Raw genomic sequence first — 20,367 nt, 5'->3', positions numbered from 1 at the left:
ACTGATTACTGGCTTGGCCATACTTTTAGAGAGCCGCGGTGGGGTGTTTTTCCACCAGCAGCGTGTTGGTAAAGACGGGCAGATCTTTAAAATGATCAAATTCCGCTCTATGAGCACCGATGCGAAATTGCATGCTGAAGTAGCCGCAATGGAAAGCGACCGCGATGGCGTATGCAGAAAGTTTGTTAACGATCCCCGGGTAACGAAAGTCGGCAATATCATCCGCAAGTTGTCTATTGATGAGCTGCCCCAGTTAATCAACGTTCTGCGCGGCGAAATGTCACTGATTGGTCCCCGCCCAGCGCTTATCTCAGAAGTTGAGCAATACACTGACTACGACCGTCAGCGTTTGAATGCATTGCCCGGTATCTCAGGATTGTGGCAGGTATCAGGTCGCGCTGACCTGAGCTTTGAACAGCAGATTGATTTGGATTTACGTTATATCCGCGAGCGCAGCTTGTTTACTGACATTGTGATCACGGCCAAGACTATTCCCGCAGTTTTACTGGGTGCTGGCGCCTACTAATATCGCCGAGCTTGGGATTAGTTGTGTAGACCACTGAGATAACAAAAGGATTAATTAAAATGAGCTTCTTCGACCCTGACTACACTTCGACAAAATCGCAAACCGTTGCAATTAAACGCCCTAAAGTGAGTGTAGTAATTCCCATGTACAACGCCGCAGCTTACTTACAGGAATGCCTGGATTCGGTACTCGCGCAAACCTTTCGCAATTTTGAAGTGATTTGTGTCGACGATGGCTCGCCAGATAACTGCGCTGAAATAATTCAAGCCTGCACTGACGAACGGGTGATTTTGGTAAAACAGCGTAACCGCGGGCTAGCGGGTGCGCGTAATACTGGTGTATGTCGCTCAAGTGGCGAATACCTTGCCTTTTTGGATTCAGATGATCGCTGGGATCCGCGTAAATTAGAGTTCCATGTTGGTCATTTGAATGCTAATCCTGATGTGGGTGTCAGCTACAGTGCTTCGCAATTTATGAATGACGACAGTCAGGATATGGGTATCGGCCAGCATCCAAAATGTGAAGATATTTCTGCTGAGGATATATTTTGCCGTAATCCAGTGGGTAATGGCTCTGCGCCGGTTATTCGCCGCGAAACCTTGAATGATATCGAGTTTATTCGCCCGGAGATGGGCCACTACGGCTCAATGTATTTCGACGAAAGTTTTCGTCAATCCGAGGATGTTGAGTGTTGGTTGCGTATTGCTCTGTCAACTAAGTGGAAGTTCGCTGGTCTCCCCGAGGCGTTGACTTGGTATCGCGTTAACGGTGAAGGTTTGTCAGCAAATTGGCGTCGTCAGCTCGAGGCTTGGGAGCGTTCAGTTGAAAATAATCGGAAGATCGATCCCGCATTCATAGCAAAGTGGGAAAGCTTGGCGCGGGCATACCAATACCGCTATTTGGCACGTCGCGCGGTGCAATCGCGCGACTCAGAGAGTGCTACTACACTGCTTAGTTTGGCGTTTAAGTCAGATAGCCGTATTTTGCTGAAAGAGTTTACTAAGACGGCGGTTACTAGCGCTTGCACTTTGTTGTTAGCTACTTTGCAGAAAAATCATTACGATAGATTAGAGCGTAAGATGATGGCGATGGCGGCGTAATTCAATGAACGCAACTGGGGTCTTACAAAAGGATGAATTGATGGCTGGACCTCAAATTGGGCGTTTGAGCGTTTCTTTAGTAGTTACTCTACTGAGCTTAGTCCTTGTCTTATTGGGCAGTCGCGAAGCGGGCTTGAGCTTGGCAGATTTAACCGACGACGCAAGTCTTAGTGACAGTCGAGCTTGGTTTGCTGGTGGCTTGTCAACTTTTGGTTTCATTCTTATGGCCGCGTCATGTGGTGTGGCTTTTTTTTCGGTTAGTCTGAGGAAATTTTTTGCAGTGGGGCGGCGCCGCAGTAGCGCTTCATTTTGGATAGGCATTTGCAGTAGTGTGCTATTAATCGATGATGCTTACATGCTTCATGACAGTATTTTCCCTACATTATTGGGAATACCTGAAGTCGTTCCGCAGGTGCTTATTGGTAGTGGTGTGGCCGGGGTATTGTTTTTATTTCGAAAGGCCATTGCTGAATCTTTTGTATTCGCTATTCCTGCGGTCATCTGTTGGACCTTATCGGTATTAATTGACGTTGGATTAGATGATTCTGGCTTAGTCGTTTTATTGCTAGAAGATGGCTTTAAATTATTGGGAATTTGTTTTTGGCTACAGTTCTGCTGGGATATGGCTAAACGCAGTGTCGGGCAGATGATTAATCAGCAAAAGGCTGTACTGGGAGCTTAAGTGCTCCGGGAAACAGCCTATCCTTATTTTTTTATGATGTAAGTAGTTTTAATTCCCACTTCAGGCGTCGCTTGGGTAGCATAAAGGTGCGATGATCCCGAAGCAGCCGCTTTCCTTCTGTTTTTTTCCCTGCCAGAATATTTAACTGCGCGAGATGGAGCAGATGGTTGGCGGTGACTCTAATCATGTCCTTGCGGCGGCTGTCTTGTGTTGTATTTGCATAAGCGAAAAGACGACGACTAAAAGGGCATTCTTCGTCGGGGACATTGTTAATGCATGCTCGATTCTCTGATTCCTGTAAATAATAAGTGCATATGGTGCGCGAGTAAGCCATTTGCCATTGATAGGCGATGCGTATCCATAGGTCTTGATCTTCGCCAATGGGCTCACCTTCTGGAAAACCCCCAACGTCATCTAATACTGCTTTGGGAATGCAGCAGCTTGAGGGCATGATCGGCACTTCACCGCGACTGGCCACCGCAAAAAAATCGTATTCAAACTGCTCGTGGTCTTTTAGTTGTTTTGGGAAATTCGGTAGAACTGGCGTATCTCGTCCGCTGTTAAAACGGTGTGCGTAGGCGGTAGAGTAGGCACCAACGGATGGAAAGCGTTCTATAAGCTCAGATATTTCGCTTAAGAAGTCGCGATCCCAAAGATCATCTCCATCAAGAAAACACAGATAGTCACCGTTGGCGTGAGCGATTCCCGTGTTTCGCGCTTTGGATACACCGCCATTGGTTTGGCGAATTAAGCGAATTCGTGGCTCCTGTTTTAGCATTTCCTCGACGAGACTTGGGCCATCGTCTTTTGAACCATCATCCACTACGATAATTTCAAAATCAGATACATGCTGCTGTATTACTGAATAGAGGGTGTCAACGATATGCGCCGCTTTATTGTATAGGGGAATGACAATGGAAAATTGACATTTACTCATAAGGGGTGATTCCAGTTCAGTTGCGCCTTGCGGCAAGCTTCGGCGACATCGAGTGTTGGGGAAATATAATTATTGCCACTAATGTCTAGCAAGCGCTGGTAAAGCCACTCAGAATCTATTTGACCGCTATCACTAGCGAATTCTGAAGCTTGGCCAATATCCCGGCACCAGTTGTGGCATTTGGGGTGATAGTTAAGCGCGATACAGGGTGTGTCGCTTAAATACGCAAATATCGCCGCATGTAAGCGCATCGCCACGATGCCGCTTAGCTCGCTGATTTCGTGGATGGCAGTATAGGGATTTGCTTGGTAATCAATGATTTTGCAGGGGAGGTCGCCGAGCATGGCTTTTAATTGTTGATGGACTTGGTTGTCGCCGAGTTGGGTGTGGCCGTTAAAATCAATTAAGCGAATTTCGTGGGGCTGATCTGCGCAGAACTTCCGCAGGCCTGTCGCTATGGATTTTAGTCTGGCGAGCTCTAGGTCTTCGCGGCCGGCAAAGCGTTCAACTGGACATAAGGCGATGCCGATCGCTGGCTGACGTTGTTCGGCCAGCGAGGCAACAAACTCTGGCTCGTAACGCAGGCCAGGCGCCAAATCAAACGTTAAGGCGACATTGGCATTGGGGGCAATACTACGGGCGATGTCGTAGCTGTCGCGATCGCGTAGGCCGGTGAAGCTGCAGGTGTTAAGGAATTGCGCGCAAGCTTGCTCGGCTTTGCCGTCCACAAAGGGGCCGATACCAACGCCGGCTGCAATATGCTGGGTGGATTGCGCTAAGCTTAAATACTGGCGCTTTTGGTGAATATCTTTAGTGGTGTGTAACACCGAGCCGCCGCCAATAATAATATGTTTGCTGCGTTTCGCTGCCCAGTACTTGAGTAAACGGTCTTGCCCTTTAAATCGCTGTTGACGACTTTGGGTATTAATTAAACCTAGCCGCAATGGCGCCTCACTGTCCTTTGCGGCAGTGACGGCGATGCGTTCGGCCTTAAATTTTTGCCTAGCACCAGCGGCAGCGGCGGCCATCAACATATCGTCACCGGTATTGCTCATGCCGTAAAAGCCAACTAAAAGTGCGTCAAACTTTTCCATGAAATGATTTCTCAATAGTGTCAGACCGAAATGCAATGCCAATCAAAACAAGTGCCGGCCAAAAAAGATAGGCGAGAATTTCAAGATTTTCACCAAAGCTAAACATAAATATAATAAATGTGCAGGACAACGCTGCCTGCGCAGTTTTACAACTCTGGGCCCGTGCAACTAATAGTATAAAAGTACAGGCCATAGGAATTGCCAACGCGATAAACCCGACGACGCCCTTGACAAACAATAGTCCATACCAACTGTGGTGAGACCCAATGGGCATGTATTCAACGAGGTGAGGGCCGCGCTCGACCACGCCATGGCCCCATATTGGCGCTTCGTCTTCCCAGCGTTGAATGGCTATGCGCGCTAGCGCTGCGCGCACTCGGCTTGACCCCGCGCGAGCGCCTTTGAACTCGTCAACAGACGTCTCGACAAAGGCCATTAATTCGGTAGCAAGTACCGCCATTGCCGATATACCAATACCTCCAGAGATCCACAGAGCGGGGGACTTAAGTTTAGAGATAAAAAACACGGCAGGAGATACAAATAACATGGCCACTAGGCCCGCCCGAGACTGGCACATCAAGCACATGGCGACGCTTGCGGTGATGCCAATCCAGCGCCAGCGTACATTTTTTTCATGAAGTGCAAAGATGAAGTAAAAATTAGCGACTAAGCCTGCCGCAGGCGCCCAGGGCGTAAAGAACCGCCAGCGCGGGCCTAGTGACTCTGGGTTGATCCCGTACAGCTGGAATTCAAAAAACTCTGGGCCTGGTCCACCGATTACCTTGAGGGGCGAGATGTAAATTGTGCCTGGGATCGGTGTGTATGCCGCAATGACAAATAGCGGAATAAGTATCAGCGTGTGCAAGCATATGATGCAGCAAGCACGGTATATAATTTCGGGGCGAATTGGCAGCGTTGCACCAATCATAATGAAAATAGCCAATAAGGCCCAGCCCTTGGCCCAGCCGATACTGGATTTGATGATGGCGGGAATACCGAGGTAAAAATCGAGATGGCCGAGTACTAAAGCTACCTCCATGACAAACATGCCTAGCAGCCATAGCATCACTAGCGGGTGAGGCTCAACTTGGATGCTTTTGGCTCGTAGTTGCTTGGGCAGCCAAAAATTATAGGCCCAATAGCCCATGAGTAACCAGCCTAAAACGGGTGCAATGATATACACTGCGCCCAGTACATAGAATGGATAGGTGAGTATTAAAGCGTACCAAACCCACTTTTCGATAATATTGTTTGGATTAATTGTTTGCGCTTCCATAACAAAAATAGTCCGAATAAGGTCATGCCGCTACCCATCACACCGCCGACAACGGCCAACACTTTGTTTGGCGATGCGGGTTCGATCGGTAGAGAAGGAGACGCAAGTAGCTGAACCAAAGGGTAGGAACCAAAGATATCACTTTTACTGGTATCAATCTGAGTAACTGCTGACGTGTATACCGCTTCCGCGACTTGATAATCACGCTCTAGTTCATCTAGCTGAGCGGCCTCTTCAGCGAACTGCTTTAAGCTATTGCCGTGACGGGTGATGGCGTCATCTAATTGTTTTATTTTACTAATTTGTCCTTCGATTTTAGCAAAGGACACCAGCAAATCTTGGAATAGCGTGCCATTTTGATTTGCTTCACTGAGGCTTATCAATTTAATGGTGTTCATGTCTTTGTGCCCGACCAAAGTAAAGCTGCGATCCTGTAGCGCGTCAAGGGTGGCGTCTTGTTTGGCGTCTTCCTTTACAACAGCTGGGTGTGCTTCCCCCCACTTGGAGCGGTATACCGCGAGTGTGGCTGTTGCGCTTTGGTAATTATTTAAATGTTCACGAAACTGTTGGTCCGCGTTTAGGATGAAGGCGCTGGCAGCGAGCTGTGCAGTGATACCCATACTGCGCGACAGCTGCTCAACATAGCCGCTAAGCTCGTTGCGGTTGGCCAAGCTGTTTATGCGCGTTTCTTTCAAACGCTCCAGTCTCAAACTGAGCTCCTCGTACTGCCGGCCGGATACATATTCAGAGGTTTGCTTATGCATAATTAGGGCGAGCTGCGCTTCTTTAAGCCGAGCCCGGTAAACAGAGAGTGCCTGACTGATGCCATCTTCGCGGGCTTGCAGCTCATCCTCGCGAAGCTCTTCAATGCGTTGGTTGAACGCATCGACGAGCGCGGTTGAGCGCTTCTGAGCATCTTTTGGGCTGCCAGCTTTGGTCGAGACTTGAATGATCGCGGTTTCGTCGACGAGCTTAACGTGGGGCTTGCCAAAATCTGCATATTCAATGCCCAGTTCACGTGCTGCCGTGCCGATAACCGTGTCGCTGAGTAGCATCTCTTTATAGTTTACCCGCGGGTTAATGCCACGGGTTGCAAAGGGCGAGCTACTGCTGCTGCTCGCCTCGCCAATGTTTTCAAGATTCACTTTTGAGCTACCGGTTTTCCCCGGCAATACAAAAGCAAATTTACTGACGTATTTTGGTGGTGACAGCATATACACCGCGACTAAACCCCATATTGCGATAAATGCGATGGCGCCGACAATAATGTAACGGGTCCAGCGCGGCTTGTTGCTTTGATCATTGTAGGTCTGGATTGCGCGGCTCGGTTCAATAGTTACGCTCATAATTACGTCCCCTTAGCGCAGCAGTTTGAAGGGTGAAACTATATCCGATATTGCTTTGGCAATATCGCGGACATTCGTCAGGGTCGAGTCGTAACAGCTTATCGTATCGTTGGGCAGTAAGTAGGGGTTGAGTCCCTCGACATCGGGATTGCGCAATATCTCTTCGATATTGCGTTCAATAACTTCATTTTTCCCCGTTAAAGGGTTTTGCCCAACTAAAACGACGTAGCGTGATGAATTTGTCATTCGTGTGCCGCCAGTGCAGTTCCCTGAGACCACCGCCTGAAAAAGCCGTGAGCCGTAGGGCATGCTGCTTGCGTAGTTACCCACGGCTGCTTGAGAGTTGTTGCGAGCTGTTTCGGTAAGGTTGGAGATAAATACGCGAATACCCTTGGGGGTTATTTGCGTTGGTCGAATCAACGAGCGCTGTAAGCAACCTGTGCTGGGCACTATAATTTGGTCGCCTGCAATCAGAGGGACATCCACCGAGCTGTGTCCGGAAAATATTCCTGCCAAATTGATTTCTTGCTGCCAGCCGTCCCGTATCAAAATGATTTTATCAACACGTGCGTCGGGTCTTACGCCTGAGGCGCTGCGCAGCGCTTCGCTAAGGTAGCGCTTAGTTGGGTAATCCCCAGTGATAACGCCTTTATCTTCGTGAGTTTGCTGGGGATTTAACTCATTGATGAGTTGACGGCCGGGTTCATAGACGGCGCCAGAAACAGAGACCATTACTGGTGCCCATTGCATTGGCCGCACGCTAATTCGCAGTGTGTGAGCGAGAAATATCCGTTCCTGAATCAGCAGAAGGCTCAGCCGAGTTTCGACTTCTTCAGTATCTAGGCCGATAACTTTAATCGGTGATAAATAGGGCAGCTCAATATTGCCGTCGTGATTGACAATATACTCACCACTAAACTCGTCGCCTTCGTGAATTAAGATTTCAATTTTGTCGCCTGGAGATAAGGGCAGGAGGCGGCTGCTGTGGCTGTCGCCACTGCGCGGTGTGCCGGGATTGCGAAATACGGTGGGCAGGGGTTCTGTTACCGAATAGTTGCTGTTGTCGCCAGCGAAGCGGGTTGCGTCGTCGGTGCAGCGATCGGTGTACAAGCGGCTGAACTCTTGGTCAACCTTTGCTTCGGTTTGTAGTTTGGCTTCATCATGGCGAAGGTCTTGGACACGGCTTGATGAATGTCCTGCACAACCAACAGTAAGGCTTAGAAAAACAACAGGCCATATATGGCGCGGTGTCAATTTGCAAACTGCTGTGATGTTCATTGCGTTCATTCCGTTGGTTTACTTCATTACTTAAGGGCTTTAAGTGCTTATACCCTTGGTTTAGCAGGACTCGTGCCAACCATGTTTGTATTTATTTATTATATTAATCAGTAGCTTGGCGTCGTTAAGGTCTTACCGGAAAAGGCCATTAGTTGCAAATTGCAATTGGGATTGTGTTAATTTCAAATTGCAAATCATTTTGATCGAGGCTCTAGTCCTTTGCTCCGACAACTATACACGCTATGTCTTATGGTCGTTTGGGATTAAGTATAGCCCCTGTGCGGGGCTTGCAAGTTTGGCGGGGGTTTTTAGGCTGCGCGACGTATTCTTAATAAAAAGAGCGGGTTGCCTATGATGTAGCGTTTCCACATCCGGCTTGGTTCTTGAATTAGGCGCCAGGTCCACTCCATGCCGAGTTCCCGCAGCCATAAGGGCGCCCGCGATACTTTCTCTGCGTAGAAGTCGAACAGGCCGCCAACGGCCATTACTACAGGTGTTTCCAGTTGATCGCGGTATTCGGCGACCCATTGCTCCTGCAGGGGCTGGCCCATGCCGACCAATACAATATCAGCCTGGCTGTGGTTGATGTCGGCAATCACGTCAGCGCAGTTGCTCTTATCAAAAAAGCCGTTGTGAGTGCCGGCAATGCGCAGTGTCGGGAAGCGTTTTTTCATATTGGCCATGGCTGATTTAGCAATGCCTTCTTCGCCACCGAGCATATAGATGCTTTTACCGCTTGCTGCGAGTTGCTCACACAGCAGGGGTAGCATATCGGTTCCGTTAATATTGCCTTTGCGGCGGATGCCTGCATGGCGACATGCGACTTCGATGCCACTGCCGTCCGGTAGCAGGTAATCTACCTTATTCAGCAATTCGCGGAAGTCGGCATTGTCGTAACTTAAGTTTAGCGTGTGGGCGTTAGCAAAGAATACGGTTTTCTTAGCGCGTTTGGCGATTGTCTCGGCAATACTGGCCAGCGCTTCATTCATGGTTACATTGTGAATTTGAACACCAAATACCTTGAATGTGGGTGTGTCTTGTAACTCGTTGGTGTTGCTGTATAGCATTCCTGCGAGCAAGGTTTTAAGCACAATGGCTATGCGTTGTTTTGCGCCGCCGTCTTGAGCGAACTCAGTGTTGCAGGCTGTTTCGTCAATAAACTCTAAACCAGAGATGCGGCGTAATTCAAATAATGAAAATAGGCCCGGCATCACTGAGAAATGCGATTGCTCTTGGTTGGCAGAAATACTGTCTTGAATGCGCAGTAAACGATTGCCGACAAGGCGTATATCGCCGCGAATAACGTTCCACAGCAGCGGCATGCGGTTCAAGGTTGCACGTTGGCGCAGGGTTTTTGCTACCACAATCCCATTTTGGGTTGTGCGGAACTGGTGAACATGAAACACCGGTCTTTTTGCCCACAGCTGGCTGGCGATGTGTGCCAGTAGCAGCGGTGAAATAAATGCAAGCGCTATGGCAGCGATTAGGCGCTCGGCGATTGGTGTGTGAATACTGTTGTTGGTGTTCATGATATATCTCCCTGTTGGCGGGGAGATATATCGCAATGGCTGTGCCATGAGCTGAAATTATTTTAAGTATTTGAAATTGTTGACTATATTTTATTTTCTTGGATTGTGGTGACCTGTCGGTGTTTATTTGATTTGCAAATTGCAAAGCAATAAGGAGATTTTCTTTGCAATAGGGCTTGCTGGATTTGCAACGTGAGCTAAAGCCCAGATATGAATCGCCGGGCTTTAGGTGTTGATGTTTCGGGGGAGCTACACTTGCAGTTACTTGGTTAAAAACTGATTTATTGCGGTTATCGTTTGGGTAATGACGTCATCGCAGTGTGTTAGGTGCGTGGTGAGGCTGGCGCGATCTTGAAGATCGCAGCTGGTTTCGATTTTTTGCGCCCATTGCTGGAATCGTACGGCGCCGCAATAGCCAGCACTGCTTTTACAGCTATGAGCGATTTCTCGCAGAGGTTTTAATTCTGATGAATCTGTAAAGCTGGCCAAATGTGTGCGAAATTTTTCAAGTTCTTGGATGAACATACCCATAATAGCTGTGGCAGCCTCTGCGGAGGTATCTGCAATGAGTTTGTTGACAATGTTCAACTCGAGCACAGCGTCTCCGTCTGGACTACTGCTTTGTTCTGAAATGTGCGAATGATTATCGCCGTTCATAAACTTACTCACCGTGTTAAGTAAATCATTGCGATTGACGGGTTTGGGCAAAAACGCGTTCATACCATTGGCTAGGCAGCGCTCAATATCCGTGTCAAACGCATTGGCTGTCATCGCAATGATGGGGATGGTAGACCAACTCGCATCACTCTTGCGAATTTCTTGGGTGGCGCTAATACCGTCGAGTTTCGGCATTCTCACATCCATCAAAATCAGGTCATATTCAGCGTTACCTAATGCGGCGATCGCTTCTAAGCCGTTATTCGCAATGTCTATTTGATAACCGGCGCGACTGAGCATGGTCTTGGCGACGAGTTGGTTGGCGAGATTGTCTTCGGCCAATAATATCCTTTGTGAGGTGTTGCTTTCAGGTTCGGCACTATTGTCTAGTCGCGCCGTTATCTTGCGGGTGGCGCCAGTACCGCCGCTCATCATATTGAGGCGCTGGATAAAACTGGAGGCTTTTAAAGGACGTTGCAATATATGTTGAAAGCCATTTGACTTTGCGCCAATGATGATGTCGGGGGCATATGGCCGCGCGTAGAGTAGAATATTGCGTTTAGTAAAACCGACGGCGCCGCTTAACTCGGCGAGGGCGATATTAAATTGGCTGGCGCTGGTGTCAACAATAACGAAATGGCCGTCAGTGTCTGCTGCGGATTTTACTGCCTGTGTGCCGGGTTCAATAAAGTCACAAGGTATGCCTAGCTTTTGACATTGCTGGGCCATAGTCGATCTAAACGATTTGTTATCAGATAAGACAGATACGGGGGTGATCCGTGTGAGTTGCACCAGTCCTTTGTCGTTATTTGCCGTTGTTTTAAAGGGGATTAATACCGTGAAGGTGCTGCCTGAATTGGCTTCACTTTTAAGATTAATCCGACCCCCGAGCAGTTCAGCCAAATCCCGGCAGATGGCGAGGCCTAGGCCTGTGCCGCCATATGATGCGGTGCCACTATTGTCTACTTGGGCAAACTCTTGAAATAAGCTGGTTTGGTTTGCTGCCGGTATCCCAATACCCGTGTCACTAATCTCAAATACAATATCGACGTGCTGGTGCTCTGGGTCTGTATCGCCAAGGCTGACTTTGAGGACGACACCGCCAATCTCGGTAAATTTTACCGCGTTATCCATTAAATTCGTGAGTATGCGGCGGATATGGCTGGCATCTGAAGTGAGCTCTGCGGGTATTTGGGGGTCTATACAACAGCCGATATTAATTTCCTTGGTACCGGCACGAATGCTAATGACCTCACTAACTTGCTCGCAGAGCTCAACTAAGTTGAATGTGCTGGGTGTGATCTTTTGTTGGCCAGCTTCAATTTTAGAGAAATCCAGTACATCTTCGATGATGCCTAGCAGGCCGTGACCCGCCTCGAGCGAGGTTTCCGCCAGTGGCATTTGTGCGTCGGTCAGACCGGAGTCGAGGAGTAAATCCATGCAACCAATGACTGCGTTCAAGGGAGAGCGAATTTCGTGGCTCATATGCGCGAGAAAGCGAGATTTGGCTTCGTTGCTGGCTTCCGCGATCTCCTTTGCCTTTTTAAGAGCGGCTTCGTGCGCTTTACTTTCTGTGATGTCTCGAATTGAAGCCGTAAAATAGGTTGTGCCTTGATATTCTTCAGTAGGCACTACGGTAAGTTCGCATGGGAAAATCTCGCCGTTGCGGCGGATAGCTTCAATTTCAATCCGGGTATTGATTACTGGCCCCGTGCGACTTACATGAAAGCGGTCCATACCCTCGTTATGTGCAGTGTGCATATTTGGCGGTATAACAATGTCAGCAACATGCTGACCAATGGCTTCATCTCGAGTATAGCCAAATAATTGTTCTGCCGACGGGCTAAACTCGTGGATGATACTGTCGCCGTCAATAGTAACCAGCGCATCTAAATGCGAGGTATACAATGAGCTGTTAATCATTTCGAGTCGTTTTTGGCGCAGTTGCACGCTGTTTAAAGCGAAGTGGTCGGCCAATACGTAGACTAAGTAAGGGGTGGCAGGTGTGTCAGTGACTTGAATTTGTATTAAGCAGCTGGTGTTGGTGTTTGGTAGCGTGGCAATGACCGACGACTGTGACAAGCCTGACCCGGGCCTTAGCTCGGTTTTGACGGTATCCATGAGCCCTGGGAATACGTCATTGATTGTCTGCTGCGGTGTAACGGAGGTAAGCGATGACTCTGACGAGCAGTTAATGTTTGCGATCACGCCACTCGGTTCGAGTGTCAGCGTTGCAAGTATTTCGACAATTGGCTGGGGACTTGGTGTTGTAAGTGGGCTCATTAGCGTATTCTCAGCGAATTGAGGTATTGGTGTATTGTATTCTTGATGTTAGCAGAAACTGCCAAAGAATCGGTATTCGCTCAAACTTTCAGTACCTTAGCAAAAATGTGCACCTATGGCTGTGCTCCCAGAAGAATAATGAAATATGCATAGCAACTTGGTATGCAAAATGCGAATAAGCAGTCTACACTGTCTTGTAGCGTGTGCTTGAATCGTGGTCTGTAGCTTTAAGTAATTGATTTTTATTTGTTTACTTGGATTTTTTCATTCTGGTTAGGAAATTGCATGTTACTAAATATATTAAGGATTTAATGCCCATGACATGCTATAGCCGAGAGTTAAGCCGATGAGTACAACGATGTTAAAGATTTTACTGGCTGATGATAGTTTACCGAGCCTGATGGCCACGCAAATTATGCTCGAAAAAATGGGCCACGACGTGCTGGTTGCAACCGATGGCGAGCAAGCCTTAGCGCTTGCGTTGCGCGAGCGTTTTGATCTGATATTACTCGATGAGTATATGCCAGGTTTGCCTGGGTCCGCAGTTACTCAGCGGATTAGAAAATCAAAGAATGAAAATAATGGGGCGTGCATTATTGCCCTGAGTGGTGTGCACAAAGAAGAGGAGTGTCAGCGCCTTTATGATTCTGGCATTGACGAACTGATAATTAAGCCTGTTACCGCAGACCGCTTGCTGGTGGCGGTGACAAAACATTTCCCGGTTTCGTCAGCGTCGATAGATTCTAGCGTCGTCTCTCAGCTTTTTGCCGATCTAGGTGATGAGGTAGGGCAGCGTTTAATTGGAATGTTTGTTGAAGAGTTGGTGCAGATGAGCGTACGAACAAGCCAGGCATTGAAACGTAATGACACCGAAGAATATTTGGCTGTGGCGCATATATTGAAAAACTCAGCGGCTTTGTACGGAGCAAACGAATTGGCTTCATTTGCTCGCCAACTGAACGAAAATACAGAGCAGTTTGCAGACGACTTATCGGCTGCGGCAACGGGGCTATTAGAGCGAATTAATGAGGCGCATCACGCGGCAAAAGAATATTTGTCGTCCGCCGAGAGGAAAGGCCAATGAATTCGGTACCAAGTAAACAATTAGTGTATGTGGTCGAAGATAGTCTTTCGAGCGGGGCTTTGTATTGCAGCTACTTAGAGCAGGCGGGCTACACTACTAAGCATTTTACTGACGGCCATTCGGCGTTGCTGGGTGTTAAGGAGCAGATGCCTGATGTGGTACTGCAGGATGTTTGCTTGCCGGATATTAGCGGTTTAGAAGTGCTCAGCTTTATTAACCGGCAGGAAAAGCCTGCGCCGGTGGTGATTATTACGGCGAATAGTTCAATTGATGTGGCTGTGGATGCTATGCGTTTGGGCGGCTTTGATTTTATCGAAAAGCCCTTTTCAAAAGAGCGCCTATTAACTTCTATCGCAAGCGCGGTAGATCAGCATCAGGCTGATATTGCTGCCAGCCCTGCTGCTGGGCCTGACGCGCCGAGTGATGTCAAAAAAAGCACTGGCGTTAGCGAATATTTTGTTGGCGATTCATTGGCCATGTCTACGGTCTTTCGACTGCTGGACAGCGCGGCAAAAAGCAAAGCTAGCGTATTTGTTACAGGCGAAAGCGGAACGGGTAAAGAAGTGTGTGCGTTCTCATTGCATAAGGCCAGCGCGAGACACGATGGACCGTTCATTGCAATTAACTGCGCAGCTATACCCGCAGATCTCTTTGAGTCCGAAATTTTTGGTCATGAAAAAGGCGCGTTCAGTGGCGCCGTCAGTCAGCGCAAGGGGGCGGCGGAATTGGCTGCTGGCGGAACCTTGTTTCTGGATGAACTCTGTGAGATGGATTTGAACTTACAGGCTAAATTACTGCGTTTTTTACAGACCGGTACTTTTAGCCGGGTCGGTGGTCAGGCCGTATTGCACAGCGATATTCGGATTGTGTGTGCCACCAACCGCGACCCCGCCAGAGAAGTTGGCGAGGGCCGTTTTCGTGAAGATCTGTACTACCGACTCAATGTTATTCCGGTGCAGCTTCCACCACTGCGTGAACGCGGCACCGATATTATGCTGCTGGCGGAACATTTTCTGGCTGAGAAAACCAAAGCAAATGACAAACATTTTCGTGGCTTCACGCCCGAAGTAAAATCCATGATTATGCAGCACGATTGGCCGGGTAATATTCGTGAACTGCAGAATGTCATTGAGAATGTTGTTGTTATTAATGACGGCGAATTGGTGAGTGTTGAAATGATGCCGTCATTGGCGCCAGTTTTGTCGAAAGCGCCCGCTAAACCCGCCGCAGTGGTGCCGTCAAACAGTGTTCCCAGCTTTGGCTCGGTTTCTAGCCCGACTGGCGCCGGTATGCAGGGCATTCGCCCGCTCTGGATTGTGGAAAAAGAGGCTATTGAGTACGCAATTGAACAATGTGGTGACAATATCCCCTTGGCCGCCGCGTGTCTTGGGGTGAGCGCGTCGACAATTTATCGCAAGAAAAAAAGTTGGGATAGTGGCGGCGAAGGCTGATATTTTAGTATTGCAGTGCTTTGAGAACAGGCTTTAGCGTTTACTTGCTATGCTAAATAGATTGATAGGGAGAGTTGTATGGATCCGAAACAATTACACGAACAATTACAGCGTTTGCAAAGCGAAATTGATGGGCTGGCCGTTAATCAAGAAAACCGCGCAAAACTTCACGCCATAGTCGACGACATTGACCGTGAATTGGGTGTTGGCCCGCAGTTTGTCTTAGAGGACAGCAGTTTACAGGATCGCTTGGAAGATCTAGTGTCGAATTTTGAAGTTGACCACCCGACAGTGGCCGGGATTTTAAAAGACATCATGGTTAAACTTGCTAGTATTGGGGTATAAGTGAAAATTAGGCGCGGCGGTTAAAAAGCACTGCTACGCCAACGCTGCTTGTGTTTACAGTTGATTGGGAGCGTTATGCTTCTTGTTTTACGTTTTATTTTGCGGTGCATTTTGAGAAAAGCATAGCTTTTGTGTGAGTGGCGGCTACGGATTGCGTTAGTGTTCGCCGCGGCAATCTATAATAATTATTTTAAATCGTCGCCGAGAGTCAGCTATTGCGGGCTTTTCATGAATTTATCCTTTAATGATTTTTCCGGCAGCGCGGAAATTCGATCACTGGCATTGTACTTGCTGAATGCATAGCACAATGCGAGTAAATGGCGTTAACTGACTCCTTAGCGGTCTGCTCGCGGTATTGATGGATATAAAAGGAATGATTTATGAGGCCTCCCCATATTTTATTTGCGATGTCGTTAATGCTCAGTTCGGCTGCATTTGCAGGTTCGGAACTGGATTCATTATTGGATGTACTCAAAGCTAACGGCACGATTGATGAGGCGCAGTATCAGCGCTTAATGGCAGAGCAGGCGAGTGCTAAGCCTGATTTAGTCGAGACTCGCCCGCCGCGATCAACGGCAGATGCCCGTAGTGGTTTGAAAGTCGTGTCAGCAGATAAGCAGTTTTCCGCCCAGCTCAGCGGACGAGTAGAAGTTCACGGTGCGGTTTACAATGACGATGGCATCAATATGGGCGACGGCACGACCCTACGCCGCGCCAGAATTTATGTGAAAGGTAAGCTATACGATGATTGGCAGTATAAATTTGAATACGACTTTGCTGCCAGCGACCTAAAAGGTGTCAAAGATGCATACTTAAGCTATAGGCTTAAGGAGGGCACGGAGCTTATCGCCGGTAATTATCGCGTACCATTTTCGCTTGAGGCCTTGGCCAATTCGCATGCCAATACGTTTATGGAAAGATCACTGGGTTTTGCCTTTAAGCCGGGCTGGCACTTGGGCACGGGTATCAATTTGTCAGGCCCGAACTGGACGTGGAACACGGGTGTATTTGGTGACACGGCCGATCAGAATACAGCCGGTGAAGACGGTGAGTGGGTAGTAGGTAGCAGGCTTACTTGGTTGCCCTATCAGGCCAACTCCTCGTTTGTGCACCTTGGTATAGCGGGGCTCTTTGGTGAACGTGGCGACCACTTGGATATGACGTATAAATCTGGCCCTGAAAGCAAGGTGACCAAGGTTAATTTAGTTGATACTAAAAAAATAGCGGGTGTAGATAGTTACTCGCAGACCGGCTTAGAGGCGGCATTGACCTTAAATCGCTTTAACTTGCAGGCAGAGTATATGGCGGCCACCTTGACGCGCGGTGAGGGTGATCTGAATTTTGATGGCTGGTATATACAGTCGAGTTATTTTCTCACGGGGGATCGTCGGTCTTACAAAAAAGGTCGTTACGCAACGGTTAAACCTCGCAGTATATTGGGGCGAAACGGCATAGGGGCCTGGGAACTGGCATTGCGCGTGAGTGAGGTGGATCTAAGTGACGGGGATGTTCTGGGCGGAGAGCAGCAAGATTTAACCGTGGGCTTGAATGTTTATGCAAGCCCACAAATTCGTTTTAGCGCCGAGTACATTAAAGTGTTAGCGACCTCAAATCCGCAGACGGCGGAGCCAGAGCTATTCCAGTTGCGCGCAGAGTGGGTGCTGTAAATGAAAAACATCATTCTAGCGTTTGTATTGTTGCAAAGTCTTTGCGTGAGTGCTGCTGAATATCGTGTTGGCGTAGTACCACAATTTGAGGCGAGACGTCTTAATGAAGTTTGGCTGCCGATACTCGACGAACTGGCCAAGCGCACCGGCGATAGCTTTGTTTTGCTTACCAGTAAATCGATTCCGGAGTTTGAAGCGAGCTTTCAGCGTGGCGATTTTGATATTGCTTATATGAATCCCTGGCACGTGATTGTGGCTTATGAAACGCAGCAGTACCTGCCTATAGTTAGGGACGGTGATCGCAAGTTGAAAGGCATATTGGTTGTTCGCAAGGACAGCGGCATTGCGACTGTTAAGCAATTAGACGGCGCTGAAATTGCCTTTCCGGCACCGAACGCGCTTGGCGCGTCATTATTAATGCGTGCAGATTTAAAAATGATTCACGGCATTGATATTGTTCCTAAGTATGTTGATACCCACTCTTCGGTTTATTTGAATGTTGCACTGCAATCGACAATGGCGGGTGGTGGGGTAAAACGAACATTGAAAGAGCAGGCGCCAGCGTTACAAGATATGCTGATGGTGCTTTACGAAACGCGGGCGGTGAATCCCCATCCTATCGTTGTTCATCCCCGGGTGCCGAGGGAAGCGGCCCAAGGAATTGGCGAGACCTTGCTGGCGATGACCTTGAATGTTGATTCCCAAAAATTACTTGCTGAAATTCCCATGCGACGAGCGGTAGCGACAAATATTGATGAATATTTACCCTTGACGGATTGGGGACTGCATGACTTCTACGTACCGAAGTAAATGGCTTTATGGCCTAAAAACCCAAAGCCTGTTGGTAGCGGGTTTTTTGGGCTTTGTGGTCTGCTGTTTACTTGTATTTTATACCTTGCCGAGTCAAGACCGCTGGGTTAAAAAAGAGCTTACCAACGCCACTGAGCGCTCCTTGCGGCAATTGTCGACTTCTATCGTGACGCCATTATTAAGTCATCAATATGCAGAGCTCTATGAAAGCCTTGATGCGCAACTTAACGAACATCGAAATTGGCTGAGAATAAAAGTGTCTGACGCGGAGGGCAAACAGCTTTACCCGCTGGGTAGCTGGACGTTAGGGCTCGAAGAAGACGATATTATTATTTCTCACGATATTAATTTTTTGGAAAAAAATATTGGGCGAATCGTACTCGTCGCCAATTTTAGCGCTGAATTACGTGAAGGCTACCGTCTACAATTTACCTTAGCTTCTGTTCTGTTTGTAGCGCTAATGCTTGTGTTTGGCGTAGTTTATTATTTAATTAACAAGACCGTTATAACTCCGCTAAGAGGATTGATGACGTCATTTCAACAGCTCGCTGATGGCGATTACCACTCTCCCTTGCCAAGGGTATTTAATAATGAAGTTGCTAATGTGGTTGCCGGTTTTGCTGAAATGCGCAGCAATATTGAGCGCCACCAAGCTAAGCTTGAGATCTTAAGGCAGGAGGCTGAACTGGCTAATCGCGCAAAATCTGATTTTTTGTCTAGCATGAGTCATGAACTCCGGACGCCGCTCAATGCGATCTTGGGGTTGGCGCAGTTGTTTGAATACGACGATGCCGCCAGCGACGCCTATAAAAGTCACGGTAAGAATATTTATAACGCCGGTGAATATTTACTCTCACTGATTAATGATGTGCTTGATTTAACCTTAATTGAGTCTAGAAATATTAGCCTCAATATTGAGCGTTTTAGCGCGGCTGATGTGGTAGGCGAATGCGTGGATTTGGTGACATCAACCGCCAGCGGCCAGGGAATTAGCATTTATTTCACCCGACCAGTGCCCGATGATATTTTGGTTGCTGGTGACTACACTAGACTAAAGCAAGCCATTTTAAATTTATTGTCCAATGCGGTTAAGTATAACTGCGCAGCGGGAATCGTCACCGTTAGCTACTTGCGACGCGAAAGTTCGGTCAGAATTTGTATTGACGATACGGGCAAGGGCTTAGCGCAGGAGCAGCTAGATAAGCTCTTTACACCTTTCGATCGTCTGGGTGCAGAGTTGGGTGCAACTCAAGGAACGGGTATAGGCTTGGTGATTACCAAGCAACTGCTTGAGTTAATGGGCGGGGTGATGGGGGCAGAGAGCGTTTTAGGTCGGGGCTCCACGTTTTGGATTGAAATGCCCTTGGCTACCGATGAGCACGTTCCCATGAGAGCATTGCCGCCGCCGGAGAAAATGGCAGCAACGACGGTAAGCGAGGACGTTAACACCGCGCTGAGAATATTGGTTGCTGAAGATAATACGGTGAATCAAGATGTGATTCGTCAGCAGCTGGCATTATTGGGGTATTCTGCCACATTTGCCAATGACGGCTTGGCTGCATGGCAGTGTTTGCAAGCAGAGGCGTACGATGTACTGCTGACTGATATTCAGATGCCTAAAATGAATGGCTATGAATTGATCAAGCGAATTCGCGAGGCAGAGCTGGCCTCTGGAGTTCATTTGCCGATTGTGGCGATTACGGCCAATGTAATGGACGGCGATGTGGCCGACTGTCTTGCCAGCGGCGCAGATGATCTTATCCCTAAGCCAGTTGAGATCCATGCCTTGAAAGAAATTTTAGCGCGTGTTGATGCTCATCTGTGCCTGGGCAATCCTTCTGCTGAGCAAAGTGCCGATACCCACGATCTAAGGGATGAGCTGGAGCCGAAGGCGCTTGCTATTGATATAAGTCAGCTTGTTTCGATGATCGGTGACGATGTATCCATGCACTGCATGATCTTTAAAAGCTTTACCGATTCTAGCCCCGAAAACATTCAGGCTATACTCGACGCGCTAAGCGCGCGAGATCCTGAAAATGTGTATATGCAAGCTCATAAATTTAAATCCTCAGCGCGTTCTATGGGCGCCTATAGTTTGGCAGATACCTGTGCTGCATTAGAGGCACAGACCCATTTTACTATGGCAGCAGACAATGAAAGTGTCCAAAATGAATTGAGTGAAGAGGCTTGGTTAATGCTTGATAGCTTGGCGGAACAGATGAACAATGAGTATGCGACTGCCAAGCAATTTATTGACGATTATATGCAACAACATCAATGACGTATCTGGGTGGCAATGGTG

The 20,367-nt window shown here is 48.2% G+C and carries 16 protein-coding genes; 9 read left to right on the top strand and 7 right to left on the bottom strand.

Annotation, left to right across the window (positions count from 1 at the left end; translation table 11 throughout):
• The 3 genes from ABYP33_RS01630 to ABYP33_RS01620 form a co-directional block, all read left to right on the top strand.
• On the top strand, window positions 1-526 hold a 526-nt coding region (locus ABYP33_RS01630), incomplete at its 5' end, for a sugar transferase (RefSeq protein ID WP_373087599.1).
• Between the two features lie 59 nt (window positions 527-585).
• Window positions 586-1,626, top strand: a complete 1,041-nt coding sequence (locus tag ABYP33_RS01625; RefSeq protein ID WP_373087596.1) for a glycosyltransferase family 2 protein — start codon at window positions 586-588, stop codon at window positions 1,624-1,626.
• Window positions 1,627-1,666: 40 nt separating this feature from the next.
• Entirely contained in the window at window positions 1,667-2,308 is a 642-nt protein-coding gene (locus tag ABYP33_RS01620; protein ID WP_373087593.1) for a hypothetical protein, read from the top strand.
• 31 nt (window positions 2,309-2,339) lie between these two features.
• Here the strand turns inward: ABYP33_RS01620 and ABYP33_RS01615 are convergent, their stop codons facing one another.
• The 7 genes from ABYP33_RS01615 to ABYP33_RS01585 all read right to left on the bottom strand — a co-directional run bounded on the left by ABYP33_RS01615 (window position 2,340) and on the right by ABYP33_RS01585 (window position 12,708).
• Window positions 2,340-3,245, bottom strand: a complete 906-nt coding sequence (locus ABYP33_RS01615; RefSeq protein ID WP_373087590.1) for a glycosyltransferase family 2 protein — start codon at window positions 3,243-3,245, stop codon at window positions 2,340-2,342.
• Entirely contained in the window at window positions 3,242-4,339 is a 1,098-nt protein-coding gene (locus ABYP33_RS01610; RefSeq protein WP_373087587.1) for a polysaccharide pyruvyl transferase family protein, read from the bottom strand. The genes ABYP33_RS01615 and ABYP33_RS01610 overlap by 4 nt, the downstream gene beginning before the upstream one ends.
• On the bottom strand, window positions 4,326-5,615 hold the full coding sequence (locus ABYP33_RS01605; RefSeq protein ID WP_373087584.1) for an O-antigen ligase family protein: 1,290 nt from the start codon (window positions 5,613-5,615) through the stop codon (window positions 4,326-4,328). Before ABYP33_RS01605 ends, ABYP33_RS01610 begins: the two co-directional genes overlap by 14 nt.
• On the bottom strand, window positions 5,555-6,961 hold the full coding sequence (locus tag ABYP33_RS01600; RefSeq protein ID WP_373087582.1) for a GumC family protein: 1,407 nt from the start codon (window positions 6,959-6,961) through the stop codon (window positions 5,555-5,557). The genes ABYP33_RS01605 and ABYP33_RS01600 overlap by 61 nt, the downstream gene beginning before the upstream one ends.
• A 12-nt stretch (window positions 6,962-6,973) precedes the next feature.
• Complete coding sequence (locus ABYP33_RS01595) at window positions 6,974-8,239, bottom strand: polysaccharide biosynthesis/export family protein (protein WP_373087580.1); 1,266 nt, start codon at window positions 8,237-8,239, stop codon at window positions 6,974-6,976.
• A gap of 308 nt (window positions 8,240-8,547) precedes the next feature.
• Window positions 8,548-9,768, bottom strand: coding sequence for a WecB/TagA/CpsF family glycosyltransferase (locus ABYP33_RS01590; RefSeq protein WP_373087577.1), 1,221 nt, complete (start codon window positions 9,766-9,768; stop codon window positions 8,548-8,550).
• A gap of 261 nt (window positions 9,769-10,029) precedes the next feature.
• Window positions 10,030-12,708, bottom strand: a complete 2,679-nt coding sequence (locus ABYP33_RS01585) for a response regulator (protein WP_373087575.1) — start codon at window positions 12,706-12,708, stop codon at window positions 10,030-10,032.
• A 346-nt stretch (window positions 12,709-13,054) separates the two neighbouring features.
• Between ABYP33_RS01585 and ABYP33_RS01580 the strand changes: the two genes are divergently transcribed.
• The 6 genes from ABYP33_RS01580 to ABYP33_RS01555 all read left to right on the top strand — a co-directional run bounded on the left by ABYP33_RS01580 (window position 13,055) and on the right by ABYP33_RS01555 (window position 20,346).
• Window positions 13,055-13,792 (top strand): response regulator, encoded by a 738-nt coding sequence (locus ABYP33_RS01580; protein WP_373087573.1) that lies wholly within the window; start codon window positions 13,055-13,057, stop codon window positions 13,790-13,792.
• Window positions 13,789-15,243, top strand: coding sequence for a sigma-54-dependent transcriptional regulator (locus ABYP33_RS01575; protein WP_373087571.1), 1,455 nt, complete (start codon window positions 13,789-13,791; stop codon window positions 15,241-15,243). Before ABYP33_RS01580 ends, ABYP33_RS01575 begins: the two co-directional genes overlap by 4 nt.
• Before the next feature lie 78 nt (window positions 15,244-15,321).
• Window positions 15,322-15,588 (top strand): DUF4404 family protein, encoded by a 267-nt coding sequence (locus tag ABYP33_RS01570; RefSeq protein WP_008248554.1) that lies wholly within the window; start codon window positions 15,322-15,324, stop codon window positions 15,586-15,588.
• A gap of 380 nt (window positions 15,589-15,968) precedes the next feature.
• Window positions 15,969-17,255, top strand: a complete 1,287-nt coding sequence (locus tag ABYP33_RS01565) for an OprO/OprP family phosphate-selective porin (protein WP_373087569.1) — start codon at window positions 15,969-15,971, stop codon at window positions 17,253-17,255.
• The gene (locus ABYP33_RS01560) at window positions 17,256-18,065 is read left to right on the top strand and encodes a phosphate/phosphite/phosphonate ABC transporter substrate-binding protein (protein WP_373087567.1); all 810 of its coding nucleotides are present in this window, start codon (window positions 17,256-17,258) and stop codon (window positions 18,063-18,065) included.
• The gene (locus ABYP33_RS01555; RefSeq protein ID WP_373087565.1) at window positions 18,043-20,346 is read left to right on the top strand and encodes a response regulator; all 2,304 of its coding nucleotides are present in this window, start codon (window positions 18,043-18,045) and stop codon (window positions 20,344-20,346) included. Before ABYP33_RS01560 ends, ABYP33_RS01555 begins: the two co-directional genes overlap by 23 nt.
• Window positions 20,347-20,367: the final 21 nt, after the last annotated feature.

It is taken from the genome of Zhongshania sp. (assembly GCF_041584495.1).
Classification (GTDB): domain Bacteria; phylum Pseudomonadota; class Gammaproteobacteria; order Pseudomonadales; family Spongiibacteraceae; genus Spongiibacter.
The sequence above is the reverse complement of the archived record's forward strand: the minus strand, read 5'-3'. Positions and strand labels throughout refer to the sequence as shown.